This is a genomic window from Pseudonocardia kujensis, from assembly GCF_021283305.1.
GTDB lineage: Bacteria > Actinomycetota > Actinomycetes > Mycobacteriales > Pseudonocardiaceae > Pseudonocardia > Pseudonocardia kujensis.
Map to the genome: position 1 here is coordinate 131,735 of NZ_JAJSOK010000004.1, position 25,699 is coordinate 157,433.

26 protein-coding genes and 3 pseudogenes are annotated in these 25,699 nt (G+C 74.0%); 17 read left to right on the forward strand and 12 right to left on the reverse strand.

Annotated elements, in window-relative coordinates; genetic code table 11:
* Positions 1–2: 2 nt before the first annotated feature.
* Positions 3–371: a nitroreductase/quinone reductase family protein gene (locus LWC35_RS04790; RefSeq protein WP_232868647.1), complete on the reverse strand. Its 369-nt coding sequence runs from the start codon at positions 369–371 to the stop codon at positions 3–5.
* Between the two features lie 92 nt (positions 372–463).
* Here LWC35_RS04790 and LWC35_RS04795 point away from each other — a divergent pair, with 92 nt between their 5' ends.
* The 3 genes from LWC35_RS04795 to LWC35_RS04805 are packed head-to-tail and all read left to right on the forward strand — an operon-like array spanning position 464 to position 3,778.
* Positions 464–916, forward strand: coding sequence for a helix-turn-helix transcriptional regulator (locus tag LWC35_RS04795; protein ID WP_232868648.1), 453 nt, complete (start codon positions 464–466; stop codon positions 914–916).
* The gene (locus tag LWC35_RS04800) at positions 913–1,338 is read left to right on the forward strand and encodes a VOC family protein (protein WP_232868649.1); all 426 of its coding nucleotides are present in this window, start codon (positions 913–915) and stop codon (positions 1,336–1,338) included. The genes LWC35_RS04795 and LWC35_RS04800 overlap by 4 nt, the downstream gene beginning before the upstream one ends.
* A gap of 55 nt (positions 1,339–1,393) precedes the next feature.
* Positions 1,394–3,778, forward strand: coding sequence for an ATP-binding cassette domain-containing protein (locus LWC35_RS04805; RefSeq protein ID WP_232868650.1), 2,385 nt, complete (start codon positions 1,394–1,396; stop codon positions 3,776–3,778).
* 41 nt (positions 3,779–3,819) lie between these two features.
* Here LWC35_RS04805 and LWC35_RS04810 read toward each other — a convergent pair whose 3' ends face one another.
* Complete coding sequence (locus LWC35_RS04810) at positions 3,820–4,698, reverse strand: SDR family oxidoreductase (protein WP_232868651.1); 879 nt, start codon at positions 4,696–4,698, stop codon at positions 3,820–3,822.
* A gap of 83 nt (positions 4,699–4,781) precedes the next feature.
* Here LWC35_RS04810 and LWC35_RS04815 point away from each other — a divergent pair, with 83 nt between their 5' ends.
* A complete protein-coding gene (locus tag LWC35_RS04815) occupies positions 4,782–5,342 on the forward strand; it encodes a putative immunity protein (protein WP_232868652.1) in 561 nt (186 codons plus the stop codon).
* A gap of 141 nt (positions 5,343–5,483) precedes the next feature.
* Positions 5,484–6,362, forward strand: coding sequence for an LLM class F420-dependent oxidoreductase (locus LWC35_RS04820; RefSeq protein WP_232868653.1), 879 nt, complete (start codon positions 5,484–5,486; stop codon positions 6,360–6,362).
* Positions 6,363–6,464: 102 nt separating this feature from the next.
* Here LWC35_RS04820 and LWC35_RS04825 read toward each other — a convergent pair whose 3' ends face one another.
* Positions 6,465–6,632 (reverse strand): hypothetical protein, encoded by a 168-nt coding sequence (locus tag LWC35_RS04825; RefSeq protein ID WP_232868654.1) that lies wholly within the window; start codon positions 6,630–6,632, stop codon positions 6,465–6,467.
* Between the two features lie 114 nt (positions 6,633–6,746).
* On the opposite strand from LWC35_RS04825, the pseudogene LWC35_RS04830 reads away from it, so the two are divergent.
* From LWC35_RS04830 to LWC35_RS04840, 3 genes and pseudogenes are all read left to right on the forward strand, one after another.
* Positions 6,747–8,083 (forward strand): annotated as a pseudogene (locus LWC35_RS04830) (cytochrome ubiquinol oxidase subunit I).
* Entirely contained in the window at positions 8,080–9,306 is a 1,227-nt protein-coding gene (locus tag LWC35_RS04835) for a cytochrome d ubiquinol oxidase subunit II (protein WP_232868655.1), read from the forward strand. The pseudogene LWC35_RS04830 and the gene LWC35_RS04835 overlap by 4 nt, the downstream one beginning before the upstream one ends.
* An 866-nt stretch (positions 9,307–10,172) precedes the next feature.
* Complete coding sequence (locus LWC35_RS04840; protein WP_232868656.1) at positions 10,173–11,120, forward strand: polysaccharide deacetylase family protein; 948 nt, start codon at positions 10,173–10,175, stop codon at positions 11,118–11,120.
* A gap of 102 nt (positions 11,121–11,222) precedes the next feature.
* Here the strand turns inward: LWC35_RS04840 and LWC35_RS04845 are convergent.
* Positions 11,223–11,369, reverse strand: a pseudogene (locus LWC35_RS04845) (transcriptional regulator); the annotation flags it as partial.
* Between the two features lie 52 nt (positions 11,370–11,421).
* Here LWC35_RS04845 and LWC35_RS04850 point away from each other — a divergent pair.
* The 4 genes and pseudogenes from LWC35_RS04850 to LWC35_RS04865 form a co-directional block, all read left to right on the forward strand.
* Positions 11,422–11,982, forward strand: a pseudogene (locus LWC35_RS04850) (oxidoreductase); the annotation flags it as partial.
* Between the two features lie 125 nt (positions 11,983–12,107).
* Complete coding sequence (locus LWC35_RS04855) at positions 12,108–12,518, forward strand: VOC family protein (RefSeq protein ID WP_232868657.1); 411 nt, start codon at positions 12,108–12,110, stop codon at positions 12,516–12,518.
* Positions 12,519–12,638: 120 nt separating this feature from the next.
* The gene (locus LWC35_RS04860; RefSeq protein ID WP_232868658.1) at positions 12,639–12,920 is read left to right on the forward strand and encodes a hypothetical protein; all 282 of its coding nucleotides are present in this window, start codon (positions 12,639–12,641) and stop codon (positions 12,918–12,920) included.
* On the forward strand, positions 12,917–13,768 hold the full coding sequence (locus LWC35_RS04865) for an endonuclease/exonuclease/phosphatase family protein (RefSeq protein ID WP_232868659.1): 852 nt from the start codon (positions 12,917–12,919) through the stop codon (positions 13,766–13,768). The genes LWC35_RS04860 and LWC35_RS04865 overlap by 4 nt, the downstream gene beginning before the upstream one ends.
* Positions 13,769–13,792: 24 nt before the next feature.
* Here LWC35_RS04865 and LWC35_RS04870 read toward each other — a convergent pair whose 3' ends face one another.
* Positions 13,793–14,188 (reverse strand): HNH endonuclease, encoded by a 396-nt coding sequence (locus LWC35_RS04870; protein WP_232868660.1) that lies wholly within the window; start codon positions 14,186–14,188, stop codon positions 13,793–13,795.
* A gap of 41 nt (positions 14,189–14,229) precedes the next feature.
* Positions 14,230–14,838: a PASTA domain-containing protein gene (locus LWC35_RS40125; protein WP_232868661.1), complete on the reverse strand. Its 609-nt coding sequence runs from the start codon at positions 14,836–14,838 to the stop codon at positions 14,230–14,232.
* A gap of 308 nt (positions 14,839–15,146) precedes the next feature.
* On the opposite strand from LWC35_RS40125, the gene LWC35_RS04880 reads away from it, so the two are divergent.
* The 3 genes from LWC35_RS04880 (at position 15,147) to LWC35_RS04890 (ending at position 16,675) form a co-directional block, all read left to right on the forward strand.
* Positions 15,147–15,560, forward strand: coding sequence for a YybH family protein (locus tag LWC35_RS04880; protein ID WP_269803579.1), 414 nt, complete (start codon positions 15,147–15,149; stop codon positions 15,558–15,560).
* Positions 15,561–15,701: 141 nt separating this feature from the next.
* Entirely contained in the window at positions 15,702–16,316 is a 615-nt protein-coding gene (locus LWC35_RS04885; protein ID WP_232868663.1) for a malonic semialdehyde reductase, read from the forward strand.
* Between the two features lie 143 nt (positions 16,317–16,459).
* A complete protein-coding gene (locus LWC35_RS04890) occupies positions 16,460–16,675 on the forward strand; it encodes a hypothetical protein (protein ID WP_232868664.1) in 216 nt (71 codons plus the stop codon).
* Here LWC35_RS04890 and pepE read toward each other — a convergent pair.
* The 4 genes from pepE to LWC35_RS04915 form a co-directional block, all read right to left on the reverse strand.
* On the reverse strand, positions 16,665–17,351 hold the full coding sequence (pepE, locus tag LWC35_RS04895) for a dipeptidase PepE (protein WP_232868665.1): 687 nt from the start codon (positions 17,349–17,351) through the stop codon (positions 16,665–16,667). The two genes, LWC35_RS04890 and pepE, sit on opposite strands and share 11 nt — an antisense overlap.
* Positions 17,352–17,463: 112 nt before the next feature.
* Entirely contained in the window at positions 17,464–18,111 is a 648-nt protein-coding gene (locus LWC35_RS04900) for a DUF4232 domain-containing protein (RefSeq protein WP_232868666.1), read from the reverse strand.
* A gap of 318 nt (positions 18,112–18,429) precedes the next feature.
* Positions 18,430–20,400 (reverse strand): protein kinase domain-containing protein, encoded by a 1,971-nt coding sequence (locus LWC35_RS38980; RefSeq protein ID WP_308194464.1) that lies wholly within the window; start codon positions 20,398–20,400, stop codon positions 18,430–18,432.
* 204 nt (positions 20,401–20,604) lie between these two features.
* Positions 20,605–21,096 (reverse strand): MarR family winged helix-turn-helix transcriptional regulator, encoded by a 492-nt coding sequence (locus tag LWC35_RS04915; protein WP_232868667.1) that lies wholly within the window; start codon positions 21,094–21,096, stop codon positions 20,605–20,607.
* 139 nt (positions 21,097–21,235) lie between these two features.
* Here LWC35_RS04915 and asnB point away from each other — a divergent pair, with 139 nt between their 5' ends.
* Both asnB and LWC35_RS04925 read left to right on the forward strand, forming a co-directional pair.
* On the forward strand, positions 21,236–23,113 hold the full coding sequence (gene asnB, locus LWC35_RS04920; RefSeq protein ID WP_232868668.1) for an asparagine synthase (glutamine-hydrolyzing): 1,878 nt from the start codon (positions 21,236–21,238) through the stop codon (positions 23,111–23,113).
* A gap of 83 nt (positions 23,114–23,196) precedes the next feature.
* On the forward strand, positions 23,197–23,994 hold the full coding sequence (locus LWC35_RS04925; RefSeq protein WP_232868669.1) for a DUF427 domain-containing protein: 798 nt from the start codon (positions 23,197–23,199) through the stop codon (positions 23,992–23,994).
* A gap of 19 nt (positions 23,995–24,013) precedes the next feature.
* Here LWC35_RS04925 and LWC35_RS04930 read toward each other — a convergent pair whose 3' ends face one another.
* Together LWC35_RS04930 and coaA are read right to left on the reverse strand one after the other, a co-directional pair.
* Positions 24,014–24,499, reverse strand: a complete 486-nt coding sequence (locus LWC35_RS04930; RefSeq protein WP_232868670.1) for a MarR family winged helix-turn-helix transcriptional regulator — start codon at positions 24,497–24,499, stop codon at positions 24,014–24,016.
* Between the two features lie 56 nt (positions 24,500–24,555).
* The gene (gene coaA / locus LWC35_RS04935; RefSeq protein WP_232868671.1) at positions 24,556–25,593 is read right to left on the reverse strand and encodes a type I pantothenate kinase; all 1,038 of its coding nucleotides are present in this window, start codon (positions 25,591–25,593) and stop codon (positions 24,556–24,558) included.
* Between the last annotated feature and the right edge of the window lie 106 nt (positions 25,594–25,699).

Here is a 25,699-nt window from a genome sequence, read left to right on the forward strand (position 1 = left end):
GGTCAGTCCGGCTCGCCCGGCACCGGGTCGAGCCGGACCCGCACCTCGACCCGTCCGCGCTCGTCCCGGGTGGCGACCGCGTGGCCGGTGCGGTCCGCGCCCTCGAGTTCGACGGTGATCGGGCCACCCGCGCCGAGGAAGTTGCGCCACCAGTTCTTGGCGTCGGGGAACTGCACCCCGACGAGGAGCTCGTCCCCGGTGCGCCGGTAGGCGACCGGCGTCCGGAAGGTCCGGCCCGAGCGGCGGCCGACGTAACTGATCATCGCGATGCTGCGGCCCACGACGCGGCCCAGCCGCGGCGTGCGGGTCAGGGCCTCGACGCCGGCGTTGACGCAACGGACGGCCCTGCTGGTGAACACGGGAGCACGCACCCGACCAACGGTAGCCGCACCACGGCTGAGCGACTCTCAGGACCGGACGGGGACAGTGCACTTCGGACGCGGGACATGGCACGATCGCGCACGTGAGCAGCAGATCCGCCGCGAACCTCAGCGACCTGGCCCGGCTGCGCCGCGTGAAGGACCGGATCGACCGGGAGTACGCGCAGCCGCTCGACGTCGAGGCGCTCGCCCGGGGCGCCCACATGTCGGCGGGGCACCTCAGCCGGGAGTTCCGGCGGGCCTACGGCGAGTCCCCCTACTCCTACCTGATGACGCGCCGCATCGAGCGCGCGATGGCCCTGCTGCGGCGGGGCGACATGAGCGTCACCGAGGTCTGCTTCGCGGTGGGCTGCTCGTCGCTTGGCACGTTCAGCACGCGCTTCGCCGAGCTCGTCGGCATGCCGCCCGGCGCCTACCGCCGGGCGGCCGAGGAGCAGCGGGTGGACATTCCGTCCTGCGTGGTCAAGCAGGTGACGCGACCGGTCAGGAATCGAGAAGCCCCGGCCGGCGGAGCGCCGCTAGCGTCCTCGGCATGACAGCACAGAGCACCGACATCGTCATCAGCCAGACCTACCTGCCCCACACCGGCAAGGACGAGGCGATCGCGTTCTACCGGGACGTCCTCGGCTTCGAGGTGCAGAACGAGGTCGGCTACAACGACATGTACTGGATCACCGTCGGCCCGCCCGGGCAGCCGGAGGTCTCGATCGTCCTGCACCCGCCGGCGGCGGACCCGGGCGTCACCGACGAGGAGCGCCAGGTGGTCGCCGAGATGATGGCCAAGGGCACCTACGCCGCGATCAACCTGGCCACCAAGGACCTCGACGCGACGTTCGACCGGCTCCAGGCCGCCGACGCGGAGGTCGTCCAGGAGCCGATGGACCAGCCCTACGGCGTGCGGGACTGCGCCTTCCGTGACCCGGCGGGCAACATGATCAGGATCAAGCAGCTCGGCTGAGCGGGGCGCGGGCGGACATCGACACGGCACGTCGCACCACAGGGGGGAACACAGGATGAGCTCGGCCACGGAGGCCCCGACGCACACCGTGCACATCGCGGACGCACACGACCTGATCCGGGTGCACGGCGCGCGGGAGAACAACCTGAAGGACGTCAGCGTCGAGCTCCCGAAGCGCCGGCTGACGGTGTTCACCGGGGTCTCCGGCTCGGGCAAGAGCTCGCTGGTGTTCGGCACGATCGCCGCGGAGTCGCAGCGGCTGATCAACGAGACCTACAGCGCGTTCGTGCAGGGGTTCATGCCCACGCTGGCCCGGCCGGAGGTCGACGTCCTCGACGGCCTGACCACGGCGATCATCGTCGACCAGGAGCGGATGGGCGCCAACCCCCGCTCCACGGTCGGCACCGTGACGGACGCCAACGCCATGCTGCGCATCCTGTTCAGCCGACTCGGCCGGCCGCACATCGGCTCGGCCCAGGCCTTCTCGTTCAACGTCGCCTCGATCAGCGGTGCGGGCGCCGTCACGATCGAGAAGGGCGGCCAGAAGACGAAGGAGCGCCGCGAGTTCTCCATCACGGGCGGCATGTGCCCGCGCTGCGAGGGCCGCGGCGCGGTCAACGACATCGACCTCACCCAGCTCTACGACGAGACCAGGTCGATCAACGAGGGTGCGCTCACCATCCCCGGGTACAGCATGGACGGCTGGATGGGCCGGATCCTGCGCGGGTGCGGCTTCTTCGACTGCGACACGCCCATCAAGGACTTCACGAAGAAGCAGCTGCAGGACCTGCTGTACAAGGAGCCCACCAAGATCAAGGTCGAGGGCATCAACCTCACCTACTCCGGCCTGGTCCCCGGCATCCAGAAGTCGTACCTGTCCAAGGACGTCGACGCGATGCAGCCGCACATCCGCGCCTTCGTCGAGCGGGCGGTGACCTTCACGACCTGCCCCGAGTGCGACGGCACCCGGCTCACCGCGGCGGCCCGGTCGTCGAAGATCGCCGGCATCAGCATCGCCGACGCCTGCGCGATGCAGATCAACGACCTGGCCGGCTGGGTCCGCGGGCTGGACGAGCCGTCGGCGGCGCCGCTGCTGACGGCCCTGGGGGAGACGCTCGACTCGTTCGTCGAGATCGGGCTGGGCTACCTCTCGCTGGACCGGCCGTCGGGCACGCTGTCCGGCGGCGAGGCGCAGCGGACCAAGATGATCCGGCACCTCGGCTCGTCGCTCACCGACGTCACCTACGTCTTCGACGAGCCGACGATCGGCCTGCACCCGCACGACGTCCAGCGGATGAACGACCTGCTGCTGCGGCTGCGGGACAAGGGCAACACCGTGCTGGTGGTCGAGCACAAGCCGGAGGCGATCGCGGTCGCCGACCACGTCGTCGACCTCGGGCCGGGCGCGGGCGCCGCGGGCGGCCAGGTGGTGTTCGAGGGCACGGTCGAGGGGCTGCGAACCAGCGGCACGCTGACCGGGCGGCACCTCGACGACCGCGCCACTCTCAAGCCCGCGGTGCGCGCGCCGTCGGGGGCGCTGGAGGTGCGCGGCGCGACCACCCACAACCTCACCGGCGTCGACGTCGACATCCCGCTCGGCGTCCTCGTCGTCGTGACCGGGGTGGCGGGCTCGGGGAAGAGCTCGCTGATCCACGGCTCGGTGGCCGGGCGGGACGGCGTGGTGGCGATCGACCAGGGCGGGATCCGGGGCTCACGGCGGAGCAATCCCGCCACCTACACCGGCCTGCTCGAGCCGATCCGCAAGGCGTTCGCGAAGGCCAACGGCGTGAAGCCGGCGCTGTTCAGCGCCAACTCCGAGGGTGCCTGCCCGACCTGCAACGGCGCCGGCGTGATCTACACGGACCTGGCGATGATGGCGGGTGTCGCCACCACCTGCGAGGAGTGCGAGGGCAAGCGGTTCTCGGCGGCGGTGCTGGAGTACCGGCTCGGCGGCAAGGACATCAGCGAGGTTCTCGCGATGCCGGTGGCCGAGGCGGAGGAGTTCTTCGGCGCGGGGGAGGCACGGACGCCGGCCGCCCACAAGATCCTCGAGCGGCTCGCCGCGGTCGGCCTCGGCTACCTCACCATCGGACAGCCGCTCACCACGCTCTCCGGCGGCGAGCGGCAGCGGCTCAAGCTGGCCACGCACATGGGGGACAAGGGCGGCGTGTACGTCCTCGACGAGCCGACGACCGGTCTGCACCTCGCGGACGTCGAGCAGCTGCTCGGCCTGCTCGACCACCTGGTCGACACCGGCAAGTCCGTGATCGTCATCGAGCACCACCAGGCGGTCATGGCGCACGCCGACTGGATCATCGACCTGGGCCCGGGCGCCGGCCACGACGGCGGCCGGATCGTCTTCGAGGGCACGCCCACCGACCTCGTCGCCGCCCGCTCGACGCTCACCGGCGAGCACCTCGCCGCCTACGTCGGGGCCTGAGCCGGGGCTCGCCCGTCGACGGGGGGCGGTTCCGGGCCGGGTCAGGCGGCGTCGGGCGCAGCGGCGATGTCGGCGAGCAGGCTCGGCCCGGTCGGCGTCCAGCCGAAGCGCTCCCGGGTGCGGGCGCTCGAGGCGGGCTGGTCGAGGGCGAAGACGGCGCCGAGGAAGCCGTAGTCGTCCCCGGGGACCTCGTCGACGGGCAGGTCGAGCCTTCGGCCGATCGCGGCGGCGATGTCCCGCATGCGGTCACCCTCGTCCGCGACGGCGTGCAGCACCGACCCGGCGGGCGCCTGTTCCAGGGCGATCCGGAACAGCCGCGCGGCGTCGAGCCGGTGGACCGCCGGCCAGCGCTGGGTGCCGTCGCCGACGTAGCCGGAGACGCCGGTGCGGCGGGCGATGTCGACGAGGAGCCCGGCGAACCCGCCCGTGCCGTGGGCGTGCACCGTGCGCGGCAACCGCACGACCGCCGCCCGGACGCCCCGGTCGGCGAGGGCGAGCGTCGCCGCCGCCGTGCGACCCCGGCCGCCCACGGGACCGTCCGTCGGCATCGCGTCCTCCTCCGTCGCGGTCCGGCCGGGCACCACGGGGGTACCGGAGGCGAGGACCAGCGGCTTCCCGGTGCCGACGAGGCCTTCGCCGAGGGCGGCCACGGCACGGCCCTCGGCCTCGGCGGAGGCGGCGAAGTCGGTGAAGTCGTGCGAGAACGCGAGATGGACGACGCCGTCGGCGGCGGCCGCCCCGGACCGCAGCGTGTCGAGGTGGGCCAGGTCGCCGCGGAGCACGTCGGCCCCGGCGGCGGTGAGGGCGGCCGCCGAGGCCTCCGACCGGGCGAGGCCGACGACCTCGTGGCCCGCGCCGAGCAACTCCGGGACGAGGGCCGAGCCGATCGCGCCGCTGGCTCCGGTGACGAGGACACGCATGAGCATCTCCAATGGTGACGGGACTCTTGTCCCATCACGCTACACCGGCGACGGGACAAGTGTCCCGTCACTAGGATGACCGCATGGTTCGCTCGGGACCGGGGCCAGGGGAGCGGGTGTCCGGCGACTTCGTGCTGACCATGGAGGAGCTCCGGGAGGTGGCGCGGTACGCCGTGGAGAGCGCCGTCGAGGTCCTGCCGTTGTTCGAGCGCGACCGTCCGGAGGACCGGAGGCCTCGGTCGGCGGTGGAGGCGGCGTGGGTGTTCGTGGACGGCGCCGCGCGCACGAGGCTCCAGCGGGTGGCCGCCGTGGACGCCCACCGGGCCGCACGAGAAGCGGGCGCGGAGAGCGCGAGGCATGCGGCGCGTGCGGCCGGTGATGCGGCTTCCGCGGCGTACCTGCACCCGCTCGCCGAGGCGACCCAGGTCGGGCACATCCTGCGATCCGTCGCGTGTGCCGCCCGTGCCCTCGAACTGGCGGCCGAGGACGACCCTGGCGTGGGGGAGCGCCACCTCGCGCAGGCGTGCGAGCGGGCGTCACCCCGCCTCGTCGCCGTCCTGAAGCGGTACCCGCCCGTCGTGACCGGCCCGAGTCGCGTTGCACGGCTGATGGCGAGCCTGGATGGGGCGCTGCGTTCCGCCTGAGGGATCGGTGCGGACCGAACGGCGGCGCGCCGCGTCCGCCGGCGTCGACGGCGCCAGGACGAGACCCGACCCGGGCCCCCCAGCGCAGACGGATCACCGTCGTCGGTACAGCGACCGGGCTGCGTGTGGGAGGCTCGCCCGATGCAGGTCGGTCTGCACGCTCTGGGGATCGGGACCGGCGCCCGGCGGCCCGTCATCGACGCGGTCGCGGGGGCGGCGGAGTCCTGCGGCTTCGCCACGCTGTGGTCGGGCGAGCACGTCGTGATGGTCGACCGGACGTCGTCGCGCTATCCGTACTCGGACGACGGCCGGATCGCCGTCCCGGCGACGGCGGACTGGATCGACCCCCTGATCGGCCTCAGCTTCGTCGCAGCGGCCACCTCGACGATCGGCGTGGCGACGGGCGTGCTGCTGCTGCCGGAACACAATCCGGTGCTCGTGGCCAAACAGGCGGCGACGCTCGACTCGTTGTCGGGCGGTCGGCTCACCCTCGGCGTCGGCGTGGGCTGGTCGCGCGAGGAGTTCGAGGCGCTCGGGGTGCCGTTTGCGCGGCGAGGGGCGCGGACCGAGGAGTACGTCGCCGCGATGCGCACGGTGTGGCGCGACGACGTCGCCTCCTTCGTCGGGGAGTTCGTCCGGCTCGACTCCGTACGCGTCAACCCGAAGCCGGTGCGGGACAGGGCGATCCCGATCGTCTTCGGAGGCAACAGCGACGCGGCGCTGCGCCGCGTCGCCGCGGTGGGCGACGGGTGGTACGGGTTCAACCTGGACGGCGTCGCCGACGTCGCCGGACGTCTCGAGTTCCTGCGGGCACGCTGCCGGGAGTCGGGACGCGACATCACGGAGCTGCGGCTCGCCGTCGCCCTGCGCAACCCGCAGGACGACGACGTCGCGAAACTCGCCGATCTCGGCGTGACCGAGCTGGTGATCGTCGACGCACCGCCGGCCGAGCCGCGCCTCGCCGCCGACCGGGTGTCGGCGCTGGCCGACCGCTGGATCCCGGCGGCCGCACGCGGATGATCCATCGGGTTCCTCGCCTGGTCGCGAGGGTTTCGATGCCGCGAGCGCGCATACCTGCACTGCGGGGCGACCCTGCCGAGCCCGTCGGCCGATCCTGTCCGACTACGGCATTCGCCGTCCGGTGATGCGATACCAGTCGCCCAGCCGTGCGAGGACGCCGATGCCACCGACGAGAAGCACGACGAGTCCCACGACGTACAGGTCGGGGAGCAGCAGGCCGAGGGCCCCGAGCCCGAGCCCGAACAGCACGACGAGCAGTGCGGAGACCATGTCGGCACCCCCTCCGACCCCATCGTGCCCCCGCGGGCCGGAAGTTGCGGCGGTGGGGTCGTGAACACGCCGGTGCTGGTCCTTGCCGAGGGCGACGTCCCCGCGCGGGTGCAGATGGGGGCGTCGTTGGGCTTCCACATCGTCTTCGCCTGCTTCGGCATCGCCTTCCCGACCGTCGTGCTGATCGCGCACTGGCTGGGGATGAGGCGTCACGACGAGGTCGCGCTGGTGCTCGCGCGGCGCTGGGCGAAGGTCGCGGCCGTGGTGTTCGCCGTCGGGGCGGTGTCGGGGACCGTGCTGTCGTACGAGCTCGGGCTGCTCTGGCCCGGACTCATGGGCCGTTACGGCTCGGCGTTCGGCATCCCGTTCGCCATCGAGGGCATCTGGTTCTTCGTCGAGGCGATCTTCACGGCCATCTACCTGTACGGCTGGGGCCGGCTGCGGCCGTGGGTGCACTGGCGGGGATGCCGATGGTGGTCGCGGGACTGCTCGGGGCCCTGGCCGTGGTGGCGGCGAACTCGTGGATGAACCAGCCGAGTGGCTTCACCCTGGTGGACGGGCGGGTCGCGACGGTGAACCCCTGGGCGGTGGTGTTCAACCCCGCGACGCCCTACGAGACCCCGCACATGATCCTGGCGGCCTACATGGTGGCCGGGTTCGTCGTCGCCGGCGTCTACGCGACCGGCCTGCTGCGCGGGCGGCGCGACCGCTACCACCGGCTGGGGTTCCTCATCCCGTTCTGGGTCGGCGCCGTGTGCGCGCCGTTGCAGGTGTACGTCGGCGACGTGCTCGCCCGTGCGGTGGCCCACCAGCAGCCGATCAAGTTCGCGGCGATGGAGCTGGTGGACACCACGGCGCGGGGCGTCCCGGAGTGGCTCGGCGGGGTCTACTGGCACGGGCAGGTCTACTTCGGGGTCGCCATCCCGTACCTCGACTCGCTGCTGGTCGGCTTCTCGCCGAACACCGAGGTGACCGGCTGGGACACCGTGCCCCCGGAGCTGCGGCCGCCGTTGCCGAACCTGATCCACCTGTCGTTCGACGGCATGGTCGCGATCGGGACCCTCCTCGTGGTCCTCGGCGCGTGGCAGGCGTGGGTGTGGAAGTTCCGCCGCGACGTCCTGTCGACCCGGTGGTTCCTGGTCCCGGCAGCCCTCGCCGGGGCCGCGTCGATCGTCGCGATGGAGCTCGGCTGGATCACCACCGAGGTGGGCCGCCAGCCCTGGGTCGTCTACGGGCTGCTGCTCACCCGCGACGCCGTGACACCGGCGAACGGCGTGCCCGTCACCCTGGCCGTCACCGTGGCGATCTACGGGGTGCTGACCGTGACCAGCATCGCGGTGCCGTGGCTCATGGGCCGCCGCTGGCGGGCCCAGGACGCGGCGGGGGCGGGCGCAGACACCGTGTGGGCGCCCTACGAGCGACCACGACGAGCCGAGGACGCGCGGCCGTGACCCCCGCCGTGAACCCCGTGCCGGGTCCGTCGGTCGCCACTCTCGCCGTCGCCGTGGTGCTGCTGGTGACGGTGGCCGGGTACGCCCTCTTCGCCGGTGCCGACCTGGGCGGGGGCACGTGGGACCTGCTCGCGGGCGGGGACGAGCGCGGCGCCCGTCCCCGGGAGGAGATCGACGCGTCCGTCACGCCGGTGTGGGAGGGGAACCACGTCTGGATCATCTTCGGCCTCGTCGTGTTCTGGACCGGGTTCCCCAGCGCGTTCAGCGCCGTGATGGTCGCGCTGTTCGTGCCGCTCGCCCTGTCGCTGCTCGGCATCGTGCTGCGGGGGATCGGCTTCGCCTTCCGGCACGAGGCCCAGCGCCCGGCGACGACCAGGCTGTACGGAGCGCTGTTCGCCGCCTCCTCCCTCCTCACGCCCTTCTTCCTCGGGACCGCCGTCGGCGGGGTGGCCACCGGCGCGGTACCGGCCGACCCGGCGGGCAACCTGCTCGGCGCGTGGACCAGCCCCACGGCGCTCGTGACCGGCTTGCTGTTCGTGGCCACGTGCGCCTACGTCGCCGGCGTCTACCTCGTGGCGGACTGCGAGCGCCGCGGCCACGACGACCTGGCGCGCTACTTCCGCCGCCGCTCGCTCGCCGCGGGGCTGGTCACCGGCCTCCTGGCGGCGATCAACCTGGTCCTGTTGGCGCGCAGCGCGCCGTACCTGTGGGCCGGGCTGACCGGCCCGGCGCTCCCGGCGGTCGCCGTCTCCGTCCTCGGCGGGATCGCCGCCCTGGCGCTGCTGCTGACCAGGCGACCGATGCTCCTGCGCGGCGCCGCGGCGCTCGCGGTGGTGGGCGTGGTCGCCGGATGGGGCGTCGCCCAGTACCCCTGGGTCCTGCCCGGGGCCGTCACGCTCAGCCAGAGCGCTGCGCCCGAGCCGGCGCAGCTGGCGCTCCTCGTCGCCCTGGGGCTGGCCCTGGTGCTCGTGTTCCCCGCGTTCGTGTGGCTGTACTGGCTGCAACAGCACGGGATGCTGCAAGAGTCGTCGCCGCCGTCGGTCCCCGCCGGGGCCCGGGGCCGCGAGGACGTTGCGGAGCGGACCCCGCCGCCGGCAATGCCGGTCCGGGCCGCCGCCGACCGGCACCGCGGCCTGGAAGCGGTGGTCCTGCTCGTCGTCGCCGGGAGCGTCCTTCGCGACGCCGTCCGTCAGCTCACGTCGGGCCGGCGCCGACGCCGCTGATCCCGGCCCGCTGCGGCGCGCGTCGACGTTATGACAGATCGCGCCGTGGTTCGAAGGCTCGGGCACGGGTGAGTGGCCCGGCTACTCTGCCGTCGTGGGCAGCATCGTGGGGGCGTTCGCAGTGCTGGCGATGTTCACCGTCGTCCTGGGCGCGCTGCCCGGTGACCGCCTCGTCTGATCGCGAATGGCGGCCGCTCGGACATCGTCCTTGCTCAGGGGGCTCGGGCTGCCGCTGCAGCAGCCCGTCATCGGTGAGCCGATAATCTATGTTATGACAGTTCGTTCGTAGCCGGCCCGGTCGCCAGGGTCCCCCAAAGAGCGCCGATGTCGGCGCACCACGGCGCGGGCCAGGTCCGGCGGGAGCGCCGCGGGATGCAGGGTGCCGGCGAGTCCGAGCCCGTCGAGACCAGCGCGGCGAACCGCTCGGCTTCGACCTCGACCTCCTCGGTGCGCACGCGCCCGCTCCGCCGCAGGAAGGTCCGGTCAGCGTCCGGACGCCGGCGTGCAGTCGTTCCGCGGTCGGCCGGAACGCCGGCGTGGTGCGGGCGCCCATCTGGACGATGTGCGCCTGGTCCCAGCTGTAGACGCCACTGCCTCGCCGTCTCACCGTCGGTAACGCTTTCGATACGGATTTCGACCTCGAGGCCGAGGGTCGCTCTCCAGGGGTCCCACGATCTGCGCCAGGCGACAGCGCCGGCGGAGGGGTAAGGCCGATGGACGGTGGAGTCTCGATTGCCGAGGTCGAGGGGACCGCCTCCTGCGCGCCCTCGGCCTTCTCGGGCGAGGTGAATCTGCCCGTCGAAGCACCCGACGTTCCCGCGAGGCGCCACCGGCAGTCGACGGCGAACGCCGGGTGACGGGTCCTGATGAGTACCTTCACCTCGCGATCCGAGAACACGATGATCCGGAGAATCACGAGTTGCGTTCTGGTCGGACTCGCGGCTCTTGTTGCCGCTTGCGCACCCGCGGCTACGTCCAGGGCCGTAGCGGCGGCGCCGTCCGATGACCATCCCTCGATCGCGGTCACGGTCGACGACATTCCTGCGCATGGCGGGCTGGCGCCGGGCGAGACGCGTCTCGACCTCAGCCGCCGCTTGGTGGCCGCACTCACAGCGGCGGGCGTTCCCGCTCGTGGCTTCGTGAACGGCTCGCGTGCCCAGGCGAACCCGGACGCCACGGCCGCGCTCGAGTATTGGGCCGATGCGTTTCCGGTCGGCAATCACACCTGGACGCATGCCAATCTGAATGATCTCACCGCTGAAGCTTTCGGCGACGAGATCGCACGCGACGAGCCGTTGCTCAAAAAGGTCTCGCGCGGCGACTGGCACTGGTTTCGCTACCCCTACCTCCAAGAGGGCGACGATCCGGCCAAAAGGCTCGCAGTCCGCCGATATCTCGCCTCTCACGGCTACAGGATCGCGAGCGTGACGATGACCTTCGACGACTGGAAGTACAACGACGCCTACGTGCGCTGCGCCGCGAGAGGTGATCAGGCGGCAATTGCGAAGCTCGAGGAGGATTGGCTCGACGCGGTCCGCTACAACGCGGAGGCATCGCGCACCCTGGCGAAAGCGGCCTACGGCAGCGACATCCCGTACGTACTACTCACCCACTTCGGATCCTTCGATGCACGCATGTTCCCACGCACGCTGGCGCTCTATCGTGAGATGGGTTTCCACTTCGTCAGTCTGGAGGAGGCGCAGAACCATCCTGCCTATGCAGGCGACGACGATCCCGCGGCGGTGCCCGGACCGGCCGAAGGGCTACCCGCCGAGCGCGTGCCCGAGATCGACCTTGCCGGCCTCTGCGTCTGAGCCGAGCGGGCTCCCGATCGGCAGGGGATGCTGGAGCCACAGTGGAAGCAGGGCCGGAGCCCGCCTCGCGCCGGCGGACCGCCACGGCTGACGCGGTCAGCCGGCGCTGATGCCGGCGAGCGTCGCGACCTCCTCGCGGCGCAGCCCGGGGGTGCGACGCACGCCCGCGACCGGCAGCCCCACGTCGGCGGGGTCGGTCAGTGCGCGGCGCGCCCGCAGGTACTCCCCCAGCGGGGTCGGTCGGGCCACGCGATCACGGTACGCCCGGGTCGAGGGGCGGCCCTGGTCCCGCCACGTCGACCTGACGCGCGTCGGCTACGGCGCGATGCAGCTCGCCGGCCCCGGCGTCTTCGGGCCGCCGAAGGACCGGGAGGAGGCGATCGCGGTGCTGCGTGCGGTGGTCGACCTCGGCATCACCCAGATCGACACCGCCGACTTCTACGGGCCGCACGTCACGAACGAGCTGATCCGCGAGGCGTTGTCGCCCTACCCCGAGGACCTGCACCGCGTCACGAAGGTCGCCGCCCGGCGCGACGAGCAGGGCGGCTGGCCGCACGCCCGCACCCCCACCGAGCTGCGCGACCAGGTCCACGACAACCTCCGCCGGCTCGGCCTGGACCGGCTCGACGTCGTCAACCTGCGGGTGGGCGGCGTCGAGGCGCCGGAGCCCGGGTCGATCGCGGAGCAGTTCGGCGCGTTGGCCGAGCTGCAGCAGCAGGGGGTGATCCGGCACCTCGGGCTCAGCACGGTCTCGGCCGGACAGCTGGCCGAGGCGCAGCGCATCACCCCGGTGGTCTGCGTGCAGAACCTCTACAACGTCGCCCGCCGGGCCGACGACGCGCTCGTCGACCTCACCGCGGAGTAGGGCATCGCGTTCGTGCCGTACTTTCGCCTGCCGGCCGACGCCCTGGCGGAGCTCGACGCGATCGGGCGCGAGGAATCCGTCGGGCGCCGATGAGTTCCGCGGGGCCGGGCGGTCGTAGGGGCATGAGCAACGAGACCAGGTCCCGCACCACCGTCACGAACATCGGCGTGGTCATGTTCACCGTCGCCGACCAGGACGCCGCGCTCGAGTGGTACACCACTGTCCTCGACTTCGAGGTCCGCGGCGACACGCGGTTCGGCCCGAACGGCGAGCACCGCTGGGTGGAGGTCGCCCCGCGTGGCTCCACCGCCCGGCTGGCCCTCAACCCGCCGATGTTCGACCAGCCCGGGGGCGGCTCGATCGGCGTCGAGACCCCGGACGCCGCCGCGGAGCACGCCCGGCTCAGCGCGATCGGCGGGGTCGACCTCGACGCCGCGCCCGACGACAGCACGCCCGGGGCGCCGAAGCTGTTCATGCTGCGCGACCCGGACGGCAACAACATCGCCGTCGTCGAGGTGCCGACCGGGAGCTGAGCACCGCCGCGCCCGGCCCCGGACCCCCGAGGCCGGGCGCGGCGCCGGACGGCGGGCGGGCGTCCCCGGTCGGCACCGCCGGAGGATTCCGCGTGGCTCGCATGGGCTACATTGCCGCCGATGTCCGGCTCAACCAGAGGCGTCGTGTCCGGCCCTCCCCTGGCGACACCGGGGCCCCGGGTGGCCCCGGCGGTGGCCGACGCACTGCAGCCGACCCGCAGCTTCGACGTCGCCTGCCGGCGCGTGCTGGAGTACCTGCAGCTCGGCGTCGGCGCCTACGTCGGCACCCCGATCGTCAGCGGGGACGGGCGGCTGTTCGGGACCGTCTGCGGCTACGACCCGTCGTCGCAGCCGGAGGTCCTGCGTGACCGGGCCGGCCTCGCCGACACCGGGGCACGGTGAGCCCGATCCGGATCGTCACGCTCAACGCCCTGTCCCCGCAGTACGCCGACGGGCCGCGGCGGCGCGCCGCGGTCCGAGCGGAGCTGCGGGGGCTCGACGCCGATGTCGTCGCGCTGCAGGAGGTCGTGCGCGACGAGGTCGCCGACCTCGTGCCGGGCCACCACCTCGCTCCGCACCCCGCGGTCGCCGCCGACGGCAGCACGGCCGTGCTCGCCAGCCGGTGGCCCTTCGTGCGGGTGCACCGGCTGGACCTCGACGTCACGCCGCGCGCGCGGGAGTTCCGGTGGGGCGGCACGGTGGTCGCGGAGCTGGACGTGCCCGGGCTCGGGCGGCTCGTCGTCGCCCACCACAAGCCCTGCTTCCAGCTGGGCTTCGAGCGGGAGCGCGAGCTGCAGGCCGTGGCGACCGCCGAGCTGGTGGAGCGGCTGGTGGCGGAGCGGCCGGCCCACGCCGTGCTCCTCGGCGACCTCGACGCGACGCCCGACGCCGCCAGCATCCGGTTCCTCACCGGACGGCAGTCGCTGGAGGGGCTGAGCGTGAGCTACCACGACGCCTGGGAGACCGCGCACCCCGGCGAGCCCGGACACACCTTCACGCCCGCGAACCCGCTGGTGGCCGCCGGGGACATGCCGCTGGTCCGGCCGCGCCGCATCGACTACGTCCTGGTCCGCGGCACGAGCCACGGCCCCACCCTCCGGGTCGACGGCTGCGAGCTCGCCTTCACCGGCGGTCCCGACGGCGTCCCCCCGAGCGACCATCTCGGTCTGGTGGCCGATCTCGCGCTGCCCGACCGGCCGCCCGGGGCGTTCGGCGACGGGTTCGTTCGCCGGGGGGCGTCCGGTGGATGATCCACCACGATCCACCAGACACCCCTAGGACGCCCGGCGCTCCTGCTCGGCGCGGGCCAGCCGGCGCAGCTGCGCGGCGAGGTACGGGCGGGCCCGGCGCTGCCCGCCGCGGACACCGATCGCCGCGTCGAGCGCACGGAGCGCGCCCAGCACCGCGGGGAGGTTCGGCTCCCAGCCGCGCCGCTCGCACTCGGCGAACCACTCGGCCGGGCTGCAGTGCCCGCGTGCGGCGTTGCACCGCCGGCACGCGACGACCTCGTTCTCCACCCACGACGGGCCGCCCTTGACCTTCGGCACCAGGTGGTCGGTCGTCGGCGCGACGAGGCCGACGCACGGGCGCCCGCACCACACACAGGTGTCGCCGTCGCGGGCCGCGACGGCGCGCAGCCGCTCGGCGCGTCCGGGCCGGGGGGAGGTCATCGTCCCCCAGTGTCCTCCGGACGAGGCCGGTGCGCCCGGGATCAGGGCACGCTCTCCCCCGTCGCCTCGTCGACGGCGCCGCGGCGCTCCCGTGGGTCCGGCGGCGGCCGCAGCGGCGCGGTCACCCCGGCCGAGCCCGGTCCCCGGCGGAGCCACACGGTGACGGCCGTGTACGCCGCCACCCGCTCCCCCGCGGGCGGCTTCTGGTCGACCACGCGGAAGTCCGCGGCCTCCGGGCCGAGGAAGGGCGGCAGGTCGGGGTCGGCGCTCACGATGTCCAGGCGCTCCTCCTGCAGGCGCAGGCGGGCGGCGGCCCAGGTCGTCCCGACGACGTCGGGCACGGTGACGGGCCGTGCGGCGAGGTCGCGCGCGGCCTCGTCCGCAGCGCGGCGCAGCGGTTCGGGCGCCTCCTCGTCGAGCTCTCGCCAGCGCTCCCAGGCGGACTGCCTGGTGATGCCGAGCCGGGTCGCGATCTCCGCCCACGAGCGCCGCGCCACCCGGGCGTCCCGCACCGCGTCGAGCTCCGCCCGGTCGAGCAGCCGCCGCAGCGACCCGATGTCGGACAGGGCGTCGAGCGCCCCTTCGCGGGTGCGCCGGCGGGCGAGGCGCTCGAGCGCCTCCCTCGCCTCCCGCCACGGGTCCACGGTCACGGTGTCAGGCTAGCCTGACGCGGCCCCTCCGCCAACGGCTTCAGCCGACGCCTCCGGAATCGGCGCGAAGCTACCGGGATCGACAGAGCGATGCCGTCTCGCACCACCGGCGCCGGCTCCGGGTCGCCGGGTCGTCGAGCCGCGCCGGCAGGGCCGTCCGGCGACCGTCGGTGCTCCGCCACTCCCCGTGCCCAGGGGCCGCCGAGTGCGCGTCGTGAGCGGGTCTGCGGATCGGCAGATGTTTCCCGCCGAGGGCCTGCCTAGCCTGTTCGTCGTCGATGACGACCCGAGGAACGGAGGACCTTCCGATGCGACCAGGAACGGAACTCGCCGCCATTCACCCTGCTGTCGAAAGAGGTTTCAACGAGCGGGACATCGACGGTCTCGTGGCGCTGTACAGCGACGACGCGACCATGGTCCTCACGGACGGTTCGACCGTCACGGGCCTGCGCGCCATCCGCGCGCAGTGGCTCGGGATCCTCGCCCTGCAGGGGCACATGACGGTGCGGAGCCGCTACGCCATCGCCGCCGGGGAGCTGGCCGTGCTCAGCAACGAATGGACGTGGGAGGGCGGCGGGGAGCGGCTGTCGGCGGTGACGGCCGAAGTCGCGCGACGCCAACCCGGCGGCGGGTGGCTCTACGTGGTCGACCACCCGTTCGCCGGCTCGGAGCCCGCGGAGGTCGCCGCGGTGCAGGCCGCCATGGAGGTCCCTGCGGTCTGAACGAGCAGACCGCCCGGCTCGGTCGTCCCGCCGCCGGAGGGATGCGGCGGGACGGGTCTGCTTCCGGCCGGGGTGATCGACACCACCCGGCCGCCCAGGAACACCCTGGAGAGTTGAGCGTTTGACTATTTCGTGACGACAGTGACTGACAGCCCCGTGACCCTCCCCGTCCTCGACGACGCGGGCCGCGCAGCGCTCTTCACCGAGGCCCGGACGGCCAACACCTTCTCCCCTGAACCCGTCGCGGACGAGACGCTCCGTGCGGTCTGGGAGCTCGCGAAGTGGCCGCCGACCGCGGCCAACACCCAGCCCCTGCGCGTGACCTTCGTGCGCAGCGAGGAGGGCAAGAACCGGCTGATCCCGCTGCTCGCCGAGGGCAACCGGACCAAGTCGGAGAAGGCCCCGGTGGTGGCGATCCTCGCCGCGGACCTGGACTTCCACGAGTTCGTGCCGCAGACCTTCCCCGCGCGCGCCGAGATGAAGGACACCTTCGAGGCCTCCGGACGCGAGGGCCGCGAGGACATGGCGCGCTTCAACTCCACGCTGCAGATCGGCTACTTCCTGCTCGCCGCCCGCGCGCACGGCCTGGCCACCGGCCCGATGGCCGGCTTCGACCACGACGCCGTGACCGAGGAGTTCTACCCGGGCGGCCGCGAGAAGGTCCTGCTGGTCGTGAACCTCGGTCACCCCGGCCCCGACGCCTGGTTCCCGCGCCTGCCGCGCCTCGAGCACGCCGACGTCGTCCGCTGGGCCTGAGAACCGGCCGCTCCCCCGACCCCGACGCCCGGTCCGCCGCCCGCGGACCGGGCGTCGTGCGTCCGCACGCCGTGGGCGAACGTCTCCTGCCCGGGGCGAAAACCCGTCGCCGTGCGGCCGCCCGGCCGGTACCAACTCAGGGTATGACCGGCCCCGTCCTGCACCCGATCGTCGCCGAGGGACTCGTCCGGGAACGGCAGGCGGAGCTGCTCCGCGCCGCCGAGGTCGCGCGACTGCGCCGGAGCGCGCGCCGGCTCCCGGCGGGGCCGTCGCCGCTGCGCCGGCGGGTGGGCTGGGCGCTGGTGGAGATCGGGCTGCGGCTCGCGATCGGGCGCACCGCGGCCCGGGTCACGGGCTGAGCGGGCCCGTCCGGCCCTCCTCCGGTTCCGCGCCGCGGCGGAACACCCGCGCCGACCCGTGCAGCGTCACCGCACCACCGGACACCCGCAGCCAGCCGCCCTCGCGGAGCCCGACGACGGGCACGCCGTTCTCCTCGTCCGTCTCCTCGAGGAACTCCCGGATCCGCTCCTCCCGGGTCTCGCCCATGTGCCGCGACCCGGGGACCGGGTCGAGGTAGTGCGGGTTGACCTGGAAGCCGACGAGCCCGAGTGCCGCGAAGCCGGCCGGCTCGACGATCGGCATGTCGTTGGTCGTGCGGATCGTCGGGCAGGCCAGGTTCGTGCCCGCGCTCGCGCCGCCGTACCGGGCGCCGCCGGCGACCGCCTCGCGGAGCGCCACGAGGCCGTCGAGCCGCTGCAGGGCCCGCAGCAGCCGGAACGTGTTGCCACCGCCCACCCAGACCGCCTCGGCTGCCCGCAGGGCCGCGGCCGGGTCCGGCTCGGTGTGCACGCTGCGCAGCTTCAGCCCGGCCCGGGCGAAGGCGGTCCCGATCGCCTCGGTGTACCCGGCGTGGTCGGCGAGGGCGTACGGCACGAACCGGACCTCACGACCCCCGTAGAACTCCGCGAGCGGCGCGTGCGCGAGCGGCGGGGCGCCGTGGTTCGTGGAGTTCGACAGCAGCAGGAGTTCGCTCACCCGGTCATCCCAGCACGACCCCGGCCCCGCCCCGCCGCGCTGCTGCCACGTCCCACTGCGCCGTCCACTCGTCCTCCTGTGCTGTCCTCCTGTGCTGTCCTCCTGTGCTGTCCTACTGCGCCGTCATCGTCTGCACGCTCAGCTGGTTGCCCGGCAGCTGCTCGCCCGTGCACCCGGTCGTCTCGAGCGGCACGAAGGCGGACTGCGTCTCGCCCGGCGGGTACACGCGCAGGCCACGCACCGGCGTCGGCCGGCAGGTGGCCGGGTCGAAGTTCTGGACGTTCGCGAGCTGCAGCGGGGCCGCCGCGGAACCCCCGGGCCCGAGGCGCACCTCCCCGCCGCGCTCGCCCGACATGGCCGCGGCCGGCCCGACCTGGTGCCCGTCGTCGCCGGCCACGTACGAGACGCCCGGGAACCCGCGCAGCTGGCAGGTCGTGCCGCCGGTGTTGGTGAACACCAGCGGGCGATAGACCGAGCCGGCCCCGGCGTCGCCCGCGCCGAGGGTGATCCGCAGGGCGGCGGTGGCGCAGTTGGGCGGGGTGAGCGGATCTCCGCCCGACGGGCTCGGGGCGGCCGCGGCGGTGGTGCTCGCGGGCGGCGCGGCCACGGACTCCGACGGGGCCGCCGGGTCCGGCGTGCCGCTCACGACCGGTGTCCCTCCGTTGACCTCGTCCGTGCCGCCGGAACACCCGGCCAGCAGCAGCGCCGCGGCGGTGACCCCGGCGGCGGCGAACCGGCGCGCGCTGGGTGTGATCGACATGTGCTCCCCCTTCCCCGACACCGGACCCCCGTCCGGTGGGAACCGACCGGGAGGGGCCGGCTCCTGTCCGGAAGACGGCCGACGTGGTGTCCGGGTTGCGCCCGGAAACGAATCCTTCTGCGCCGAACGGCTCTCCTGGGCACGTCCGACCGGCGGATCAGCCCGCGGGACGCAGCACAGCGCGGCGGGCCGCACGTGAGGCCGCGGACACCACCGCCTCGGCCGGCTCCGGGGCCCGACGCGGCGGCGATCGCCTTCCCGATTCCGGCGATCGGTCCCGGACGGGCCGGGTGCCCGGCCCTGCCGGCGGGGCGGCCGTCACGGTCGGGCGGTGCCCGCCCCCACCGGGCCGCCGACCGGCACACCCGCCCGGCGCAGCCACTCGTCGAGCGACCGCTGCGTGGCGGCCAGGTCCGGCCTGCGGTCCGGGTCCGTGCGCAGGGCCTGCTTGAGCAGGGAGAGGTGCGCGGTGCGACGGGGCAGGTGGGTGAGCTTCGCCCCGACGGCTGCGGCCCGCAGCCCGGAGATCGCGTCGGCGTGCCCGCCCCGGGGTGGATAGCCGGTGAGCGCGAACGACACCGTGGCCGCCAGCTGCCAGATGTCCGACCGCGTGGTGGCCTTCTGCCCGGCCGCGACCTCGGGAGCCAGGTAGTCCGGGGTGCCCAGCACGAAGCCGGTCATGGTGAGCGTGGAGTCCCCGGTTCGCCGCGCGATGCCGAAGTCGATCAGGTGCGGGTGCCCGGCGGCGTCGACGATCACGTTGCCGGGCTTGAGGTCGCGGTGCAGCACCCCGCGCCGGTGGGCGGCGTCGAGGGCGCCGGCGACGCCGGTCCAGATCCGGGCGGCGGACACGTCGTCGACCGGCCCGCGCTCCTGCACCAGCCGCGACAGCGGTACGCCCTCGACGTACTCCATCACGATGACCAGGCCCTCGAGCTGGGAGAGCCCGGGATCCGACTGCGCGTGCACCAGGTCGTGGATGTGGACGCACAGCGGGTGCCGGACGGCGGCCAGGGCGGCGGCCTCCCGGCGGATCCGCTCCTCCGTCTCGCCGTCGGGCGCGTGCGCCGACTTGAGTGCGACGGTGCGGCCGAGCTTGGCGTCGTGCGCCAGCCAGACCCTGCCGAAGCCGCCGGCGCCGATGCGCCGGAGCACCCGGAAGCGGGGCGCCCTCCCGTTCAGTGGGGTGCCGCCCGCCGGCACGGCGCCCAGCGGACCGGGCGCGCCGGGGGACGCTCCCGGGGCTGCGAGCGTGCCGCCGGGTCCCGTGGGGCGGCCGGGAGGCGCGCCGAACCCGTTCGGCCCGCGGCCGGGGATCGGCGGCAGCGCGCCCGGCGCGGCCGCGAGCGGTGCGGGACCGGCGGCGCGGGGCCGGGGGACGGCGCCCGACGAGGCGGACGGAGGCGCGACCGGCATCCGGCTGCTGTCGAAGTCGGCGTACTGCGGACGGGGCTCCTGCGGTGCGGGGCGCTCCGCCCGGCGCTCCTCCGGGGAGGGGAGCTGGACGATCGGCTGCATCCGCTCCTTGAGCCGGGCGAGCCGCTGCTCCCCGGTTTCGACCGGCTGTTTCCCGCGCGCCGGCCCCGCGGGCTGCAGCGACCGCCGGACGGTCTCCCGTGAGGGCGGCGGCACGGCGCTGACCAGCAGCATGCCGGCGAAGGCGCCCAGGCAGGCCCCGACCCAGAGGTGCTCGGCCGCGCCCGCGGGCACGCCCGCCGTGAGCACGCCCAGCGCCAGAGCGGGCCCCCAGAAGAACCGGGCGGGCCAGGCCGGCCCGCGACGCAGCGCCAGCCGCGCCTGGATCCCGACGAACACCGCGGTGACCAGCGGCACGATGCCCAGGAGCAGCACGGCGACGCCGAGCCGGACCGGGTCGGACGGGTCGAACGCGTCGCCCACCGTGCCGGAGCCGAGGTAGGTGCTCTGCGCGCCGACGAAGCACTCCGTGGAACGCAGCGAGCGCGCTGCGGCCCCGGTCAGGCCGGGGACGGCGCCGCGACCTGCCGAGGCGGCGAACACCCGCCCCGCGGCGACGAAGACGAGCAGCGGGAGCAGTCCGGCGGTCAGCAGGCCGGTCCCGGCGAGGAGCACCCCGCGCCCCCCGCCGTACGCGGCGCCGAAGCGCCGCCGCAGCAGGGCCACGACCAGCGCGCCCGCGGCCGGCAGGAGCCCGACGCCGAGGCCGAGCGCCGACGTCGCCCAGGCCCAGACCCCCGGACAGGCCTGCGGGGCCACGGTCTCGCGCAGCACGGACAGCAGCTGCCCGACCAGCGCGACGAGCGTGTCCACCGGCTCCCCCTCCCCCTGTCGGAGCACCCGGACGCCGGGCGCGATACGTGACGCGACCGGGACGTGGCCGGCACCCCCACTATGGCATCACGGGGGTCCCCCGCGCCGGGCCGTGCCGAGCACAGCGTGTCGCCCGTTCGCCGCCCCGCGCGGCCGCCGTCCGGGGGTACCGCCCGGGCCGCCCGCCGTGCCGTCCGGTGCCGTTCAGCGTCCGCCCTGTTCCCGGTACGTGTCCAGGTCCTCGTTGAACCGCTCGAGCAGCATGCCGAGCGCCTCCCGGTCCCCCTGGGGCCACGCCTCGAGCACGGCCTGCAACGGGCGCAGCCGGGCCGCGCGCACGAGCTCCCGCTGGGCCAGGCCCTCGGCGGTGAGCGACACGACGACGGAGCGCGAGTCCCGCTCGTCCGGCCGGACCTCGACGAGCCCGGCCCGGGAGAGCCGGGAGACCTGCCGGCTCGCGGTCGGCTTGCTGACGCCCAGCCGCGCCGTGAGGACGGTGAGCGACTGCGCCCCGTTCTCGTCGAGCGCGGCGAGCACCGGGTAGGTGTAGCGGTCCACGGCCTCGTGCGTGCCGTAGCCGCCGGACCAGACGGGCTCCATGGTCCGGCGGATCAGCACGGTGATCTCGTGTTCCAGGCGGTGCAACGAGTCCTGTCCCGGTTCCTCGGGCGCGACCGCACCAGTGGTCGACGTCACGGGATCATCCCTCCGCTGAAATCGGTCGTTCGGGCATCAATCGATCGTACCCGCATTGCGGCCTGCAATGTTTCGTCGTGCAATCGGATCACGGCTGCGTGACCCAGGTGTTACACGACGTGACAAGGAGGCACCCGGAATGTGCGGTATCTGCGGTGGAGTCGAGTTCCGGCAGAGCCGGCGTGCGGAGGAGCGGCGGGAGGTCCTCGCCGCCATGACGGCGACCATGGCCTGCCGGGGGCCGGACGACGAGGGCCTCCACCTCGACGCCCACGCGGCGCTCGGGCACCGCAGGCTCGCGGTGATCGACGTCCCGCGCGGCCGGCAGCCGATGGCCCTGCCGCCCCGGCCGGGGACGGACGAGCCGGAGGCCGTGCTCGTCTACAGCGGCGAGACCTACAACTTCCGTGAGCTCCGCGCGGAGCTCGCCGCGGCCGGGCACACGTTCCGCACCGACAGCGACACCGAGGTCGTGCTGCACGCCCACCGCGAGTGGGGCCGGCGCGACCCGCGCGAGGCCGTCCGACGGATGAACGGCATGTTCGCCTACGCGCTGTGGGACCCGGCGGCCCAGGAGCTCGTGCTGGTCCGCGACCGGCTGGGGATCAAGCCGCTCTACTACCTGCCCACCGCCGACGGCGTGCTCTTCGGCTCCGAGCCCAAGGCGATCCTCGCCGACCCGCGGGTGGAGCGCCGGGTCACGCTCGACGGGCTGCGCCGGCTGCTGGCCTGGGTGCACGACCCGTCGAACGCCGTGTTCGCCGGGATGCGCGAGGTGCCGCCGGGCGCGGTCGTGCGGATCACCCGCGAGGGCCTGCGCGAGGAGCGGTACTGGCAGCTCGCGGACACCGGACACACCGACGACGTCCCGACCACCGTCCGGCGGGTCGCCGAGCTGCTCGAGGACACCGCGCGCCGTCAGCTCGTCGCCGACGTCCCGCTGTGCACCCTGCTCTCCGGCGGGCTCGACTCCAGCGCGCTGACCGCGCTCGCCGCCCGGCACACCGAGGGCCGGATCCGCTCCTTCGCCGTGGACTTCACCGGCTACGAGGACAACTTCCGTGCCGACGACGTGCGCGGCACGCCCGACGCCCCGTACGTCCGGGAGGTGGCCGCGCACGTCGGCACGGACCACACCGACATCAAGCTGTCGACCGAGCAGCTGATGGACCCCGACGTCCGGCGCGCCGCGCTGCACGCCCGGGACCTGCCGATGGGCCTCGGCGACATGGACACCTCGCTGTACCTGCTGTTCAAGGCGGTCCGGGAGCGGTCGACGGTGGCGCTCTCGGGCGAGTCCGCGGACGAGGTCTTCGGCGGCTACCGGGACTTCCACGACCCGGACACGGTGGCGGCCGACACCTTCCCGTGGCTCGCCGGGCGGATGATGAAGGCCGACCCGTCCGATCCCGGCCTGCTCGACGCCGCCGTGGCCGGCCGGCTCGACCTGCCGGGGCACCTGGAGGCGCAGTACCGGGCCGCGCTCGCCGAGGTCCCCGAGCTGACCGGGCCCGCCGCCGACGACCCGCACGAGCGGCGCATGCGGGAGATCTGCTTCCTCTACCTGACCCGCTTCCTGCCCAACCTGCTCGACCGCAAGGACCGGATGAGCATGGCCGTCGGCCTCGAGGTGCGGGTGCCCTTCTGCGACCACCGGCTCGTCGAGTACGTCTTCGGCACGCCCTGGGCGCACAAGACCTTCGACGGCCGGGAGAAGAGCCTGCTGCGACACGCCACCGCCCACCTGCTGCCCGAGTCCGTGGTGCAGCGGGTGAAGAGCCCGTACCCGTCGACCCAGGACGACACCTACGAGAAGGAGCTGCGGGAGCGCGCCGCGGACCTGCTGCGCCGCGACGACTCCCCCGCCGCCCCGCTGATCGACCGGAAGGCCGTCGCCGCCCGGATCGACGCCCCGCTCGACGGGTACACGGAGATGGGCCGGCGCACCCAGCTCGAACGGGTGCTCGACGTCGACGCCTGGCTGCGCGACTACGACGTGGAGCTGGACCTGCGCTAGCACGCCCGTGCGCGGTGGGTGGTGCCGGAGCGCCGCCCACCGCAGCGCGGAATGCGGGTCGACGGCCGGGGGTTGGCCGTGACATGGGACTCACCCGACGCGAGGGACCCCTGGCCCCCGATGCACCCACCACCGTCAACTACGCGATCGACGGCCCGGCCCACAAGCTGTTCGCCCAGCCCTTCCCGCGGCGCATCCGCGCCGAGTTCGCCGGCCGCACGGTCGTCGACACCACGCGGGGGATGCTGGTCCACGAGACCGCGCTGCTCCCGGTGCTCTACGTGCCGTTCGAGGACGTCGACCCCGACGTCCTCGTGCCCACCGACCACTCGACCCACTGCCCGTTCAAGGGCGACGCGAGCTACCACTCGCTGGTCGTGGGCGACCGGACCGCGGAGAACGCCGTCTGGTCCTACCCCGAGCCGAAGCCCGAGGCCCCCTGGCTGAAGGGGCACGCCGCCTTCTACTGGGACGCCCTCGACGCCTGGTACGACGAGGAGGAGCAGGTCTTCGCCCACCTCGCCGACCCGTACACCCGCGTCGACGTCCGGCCGACCCGCCGCCACGTGCAGGTCCGGCACGGCGACATCGTGCTCGCCGAGTCGGACGCGCCGTCCGTGCTCTCCGAGACCGGCCTGCCCAACCGCTGGTACCTGCCGAAGGACGCGGCGAAGGTGGAGCTGCGCCCGTCGGACACCCGTTCGCGCTGCCCCTACAAGGGCGAGGCCCGCTACTGGACCGCCGCGCTGCCCGACGGCACCGAGATCGCCGACGCAGCCTGGGAGTACGAGACGCCGCTGCCGGAGTCGGCCCGGGTCGCCGGGCTGCTCAGCTTCTGGGGCGACGGCGTCGAGGTCCTGGTCGACGGCGAGCCGGCCTGATCCTGCCCGTGCGCGGGCCCTATTCGTCCTCGAGCAGGGCCTCGATGGCGGGCAGCGCGGCCCGGATGACGGCGCGCTGCTCGGCGTCGAGGCGCTGCAGCCGGCGGGCGACGAGTGCCGTCCGGTGCGTGCGGATCTCGTCCAGCCGGACCCGGCCCGCGTCGGACAGCGTGATGAGCACCCCGCGGGCGTCCTGCGGGTCCGGCGCGCGGACGACCAGGCCCTGGTCGTCGAGCGCACCGAGGACCCGGGACATGGTCGGGGCCGTGACGGCTTCGCGTCTCGCCAGCTCGGAGAGCCGCAGCGGGCCGTGCATCGCGATCGTCACCAGCGCGGAGAGCTGCAGCGGGGGCAGCGAGTCCCCGCCGTCGATGCGGATCCGCCGGTGCAGCCGGCCGACGGCCAGCCGCAGCCGGGTGGCCTCCTCGGTGAGCTCCGGATCCTCGGGATCGTGCTCGACGGTCTCGACCGGGTGATCGGGCGGCGGGACGTGCTCCGCGGTCATCCGCCCATCCTGCCAGCCGGACAGATCGGACAGCCGCCGGTCCCCCTGGCCTGCGGTCACACCTTCCGCAGGCGGATCCGGGTGACGTCGTGCCGCGGGCCCTTGGTGAGGACCAGGCTGGCCCGGCCCCGGGTCGGCAGGATGTTCTCCTCGAGGTTCGGCCCGTTGATCGTCGCCCAGATGTTCTCGGCATGCGCCACCGCCGCGTCGTGGTCCAGCTCGGCGTAGCGGCGGAAGTACGAGGCCGGGTCGCGGAACGCCGTCTCGCGCAGCTTGAGGAAGCGGTCGACGTACCAGCGGCGCAGGTCCGGCGTCGCGGCGTCGACGTACACCGAGAAGTCGATGAAGTCGCTGACGGTCAGGGCCGTGTTGCCCGACGCCGGCTGCAGGACGTTGAGCCCCTCGATCAGCAGGATGTCCGGGCGCCGGACGACCAGCCGCTCGTCGGGGACGATGTCGTAGACCAGGTGGGAGTAGACCGGCGCGGTCACCTCGGCGCGGCCCGCCTTGACCTCCGTGACGAAGCGCAGCAGGGCCCTGCGGTCGTACGACTCCGGGAAGCCCTTGCGCTGCATGAGCCCGCGCCGCTCCAGCTCGGCGTTCGGGTGGAGGAAGCCGTCCGTGGTGACCAGCTCCACCCGCGGGTGCTGGGGCCAGCGGGCGAGCAGCAGCCGCAGCAGGCGCGCGGTCGTGGACTTGCCCGCCGAGACCGAACCCGCGATCCCGATCACGAACGGCGTGCGCGCGGCCGTGCCGCCCAGGAAGGTCCGGTAGGCGCGGTAGAGCCGCCCGCCCTCCTGCACGTGCAGGTTCAGCAACCGGGACAGCGGCAGGTAGACCTCGCGCACCTCGGCGAGGTCGACCGCGTCGCCCAGGGAGCGCACCCGCTCCAGCTCCGCCGCGGTGAGCGGCAGCGGGCTGGTCTCGCCCAGCCGGGCCCAGGAGGCACGATCGAAGTCGACGAACGGCGAGTGCCCACCCGAACGCGACGGGGCCAGTGCCGGGGGCACTCCGGGCGGCAGATCGCGTGCCGTCAGGTCGTGGGCACGCCGGGCGTGCGCGTTCTGGTCTGTGGCCTGCACCGTCGCGGGCATCGGGACCTCGGTCCTGTCGGGTTCTTCGGGTGCGATGGGGGTCCAACCTAGACGTCGTGCGGCTGATCGACCCGGCGACGTGGGCCGAACCACTCCGCCGCGGGGC

Coding starts and splice junctions, on each gene's coding strand:
- LWC35_RS04800 (WP_232868649.1), top strand. CDS start 913: ATGACAGCACAGAGCACCGACATCGTCATCAGCCAGACCTACCTGCCC.
- LWC35_RS04805 (WP_232868650.1), top strand. CDS start 1,394: ATGAGCTCGGCCACGGAGGCCCCGACGCACACCGTGCACATCGCGGAC.
- LWC35_RS04810 (WP_232868651.1), bottom strand. CDS start 4,698: ATGCGTGTCCTCGTCACCGGAGCCAGCGGCGCGATCGGCTCGGCCCTC.
- LWC35_RS04815 (WP_232868652.1), top strand. CDS start 4,782: ATGGTTCGCTCGGGACCGGGGCCAGGGGAGCGGGTGTCCGGCGACTTC.
- LWC35_RS04820 (WP_232868653.1), top strand. CDS start 5,484: ATGCAGGTCGGTCTGCACGCTCTGGGGATCGGGACCGGCGCCCGGCGG.
- LWC35_RS04825 (WP_232868654.1), bottom strand. CDS start 6,632: ATGGTCTCCGCACTGCTCGTCGTGCTGTTCGGGCTCGGGCTCGGGGCC.
- LWC35_RS04840 (WP_232868656.1), top strand. CDS start 10,173: ATGAGTACCTTCACCTCGCGATCCGAGAACACGATGATCCGGAGAATC.
- LWC35_RS04855 (WP_232868657.1), top strand. CDS start 12,108: ATGAGCAACGAGACCAGGTCCCGCACCACCGTCACGAACATCGGCGTG.
- LWC35_RS04860 (WP_232868658.1), top strand. CDS start 12,639: ATGTCCGGCTCAACCAGAGGCGTCGTGTCCGGCCCTCCCCTGGCGACA.
- LWC35_RS04870 (WP_232868660.1), bottom strand. CDS start 14,188: ATGACCTCCCCCCGGCCCGGACGCGCCGAGCGGCTGCGCGCCGTCGCG.
- LWC35_RS04880 (WP_269803579.1), top strand. CDS start 15,147: ATGCGACCAGGAACGGAACTCGCCGCCATTCACCCTGCTGTCGAAAGA.
- LWC35_RS04890 (WP_232868664.1), top strand. CDS start 16,460: ATGACCGGCCCCGTCCTGCACCCGATCGTCGCCGAGGGACTCGTCCGG.
- LWC35_RS04900 (WP_232868666.1), bottom strand. CDS start 18,111: ATGTCGATCACACCCAGCGCGCGCCGGTTCGCCGCCGCCGGGGTCACC.
- asnB (WP_232868668.1), top strand. CDS start 21,236: ATGTGCGGTATCTGCGGTGGAGTCGAGTTCCGGCAGAGCCGGCGTGCG.
- LWC35_RS04925 (WP_232868669.1), top strand. CDS start 23,197: ATGGGACTCACCCGACGCGAGGGACCCCTGGCCCCCGATGCACCCACC.
- LWC35_RS04930 (WP_232868670.1), bottom strand. CDS start 24,499: ATGACCGCGGAGCACGTCCCGCCGCCCGATCACCCGGTCGAGACCGTC.
- coaA (WP_232868671.1), bottom strand. CDS start 25,593: ATGCCCGCGACGGTGCAGGCCACAGACCAGAACGCGCACGCCCGGCGT.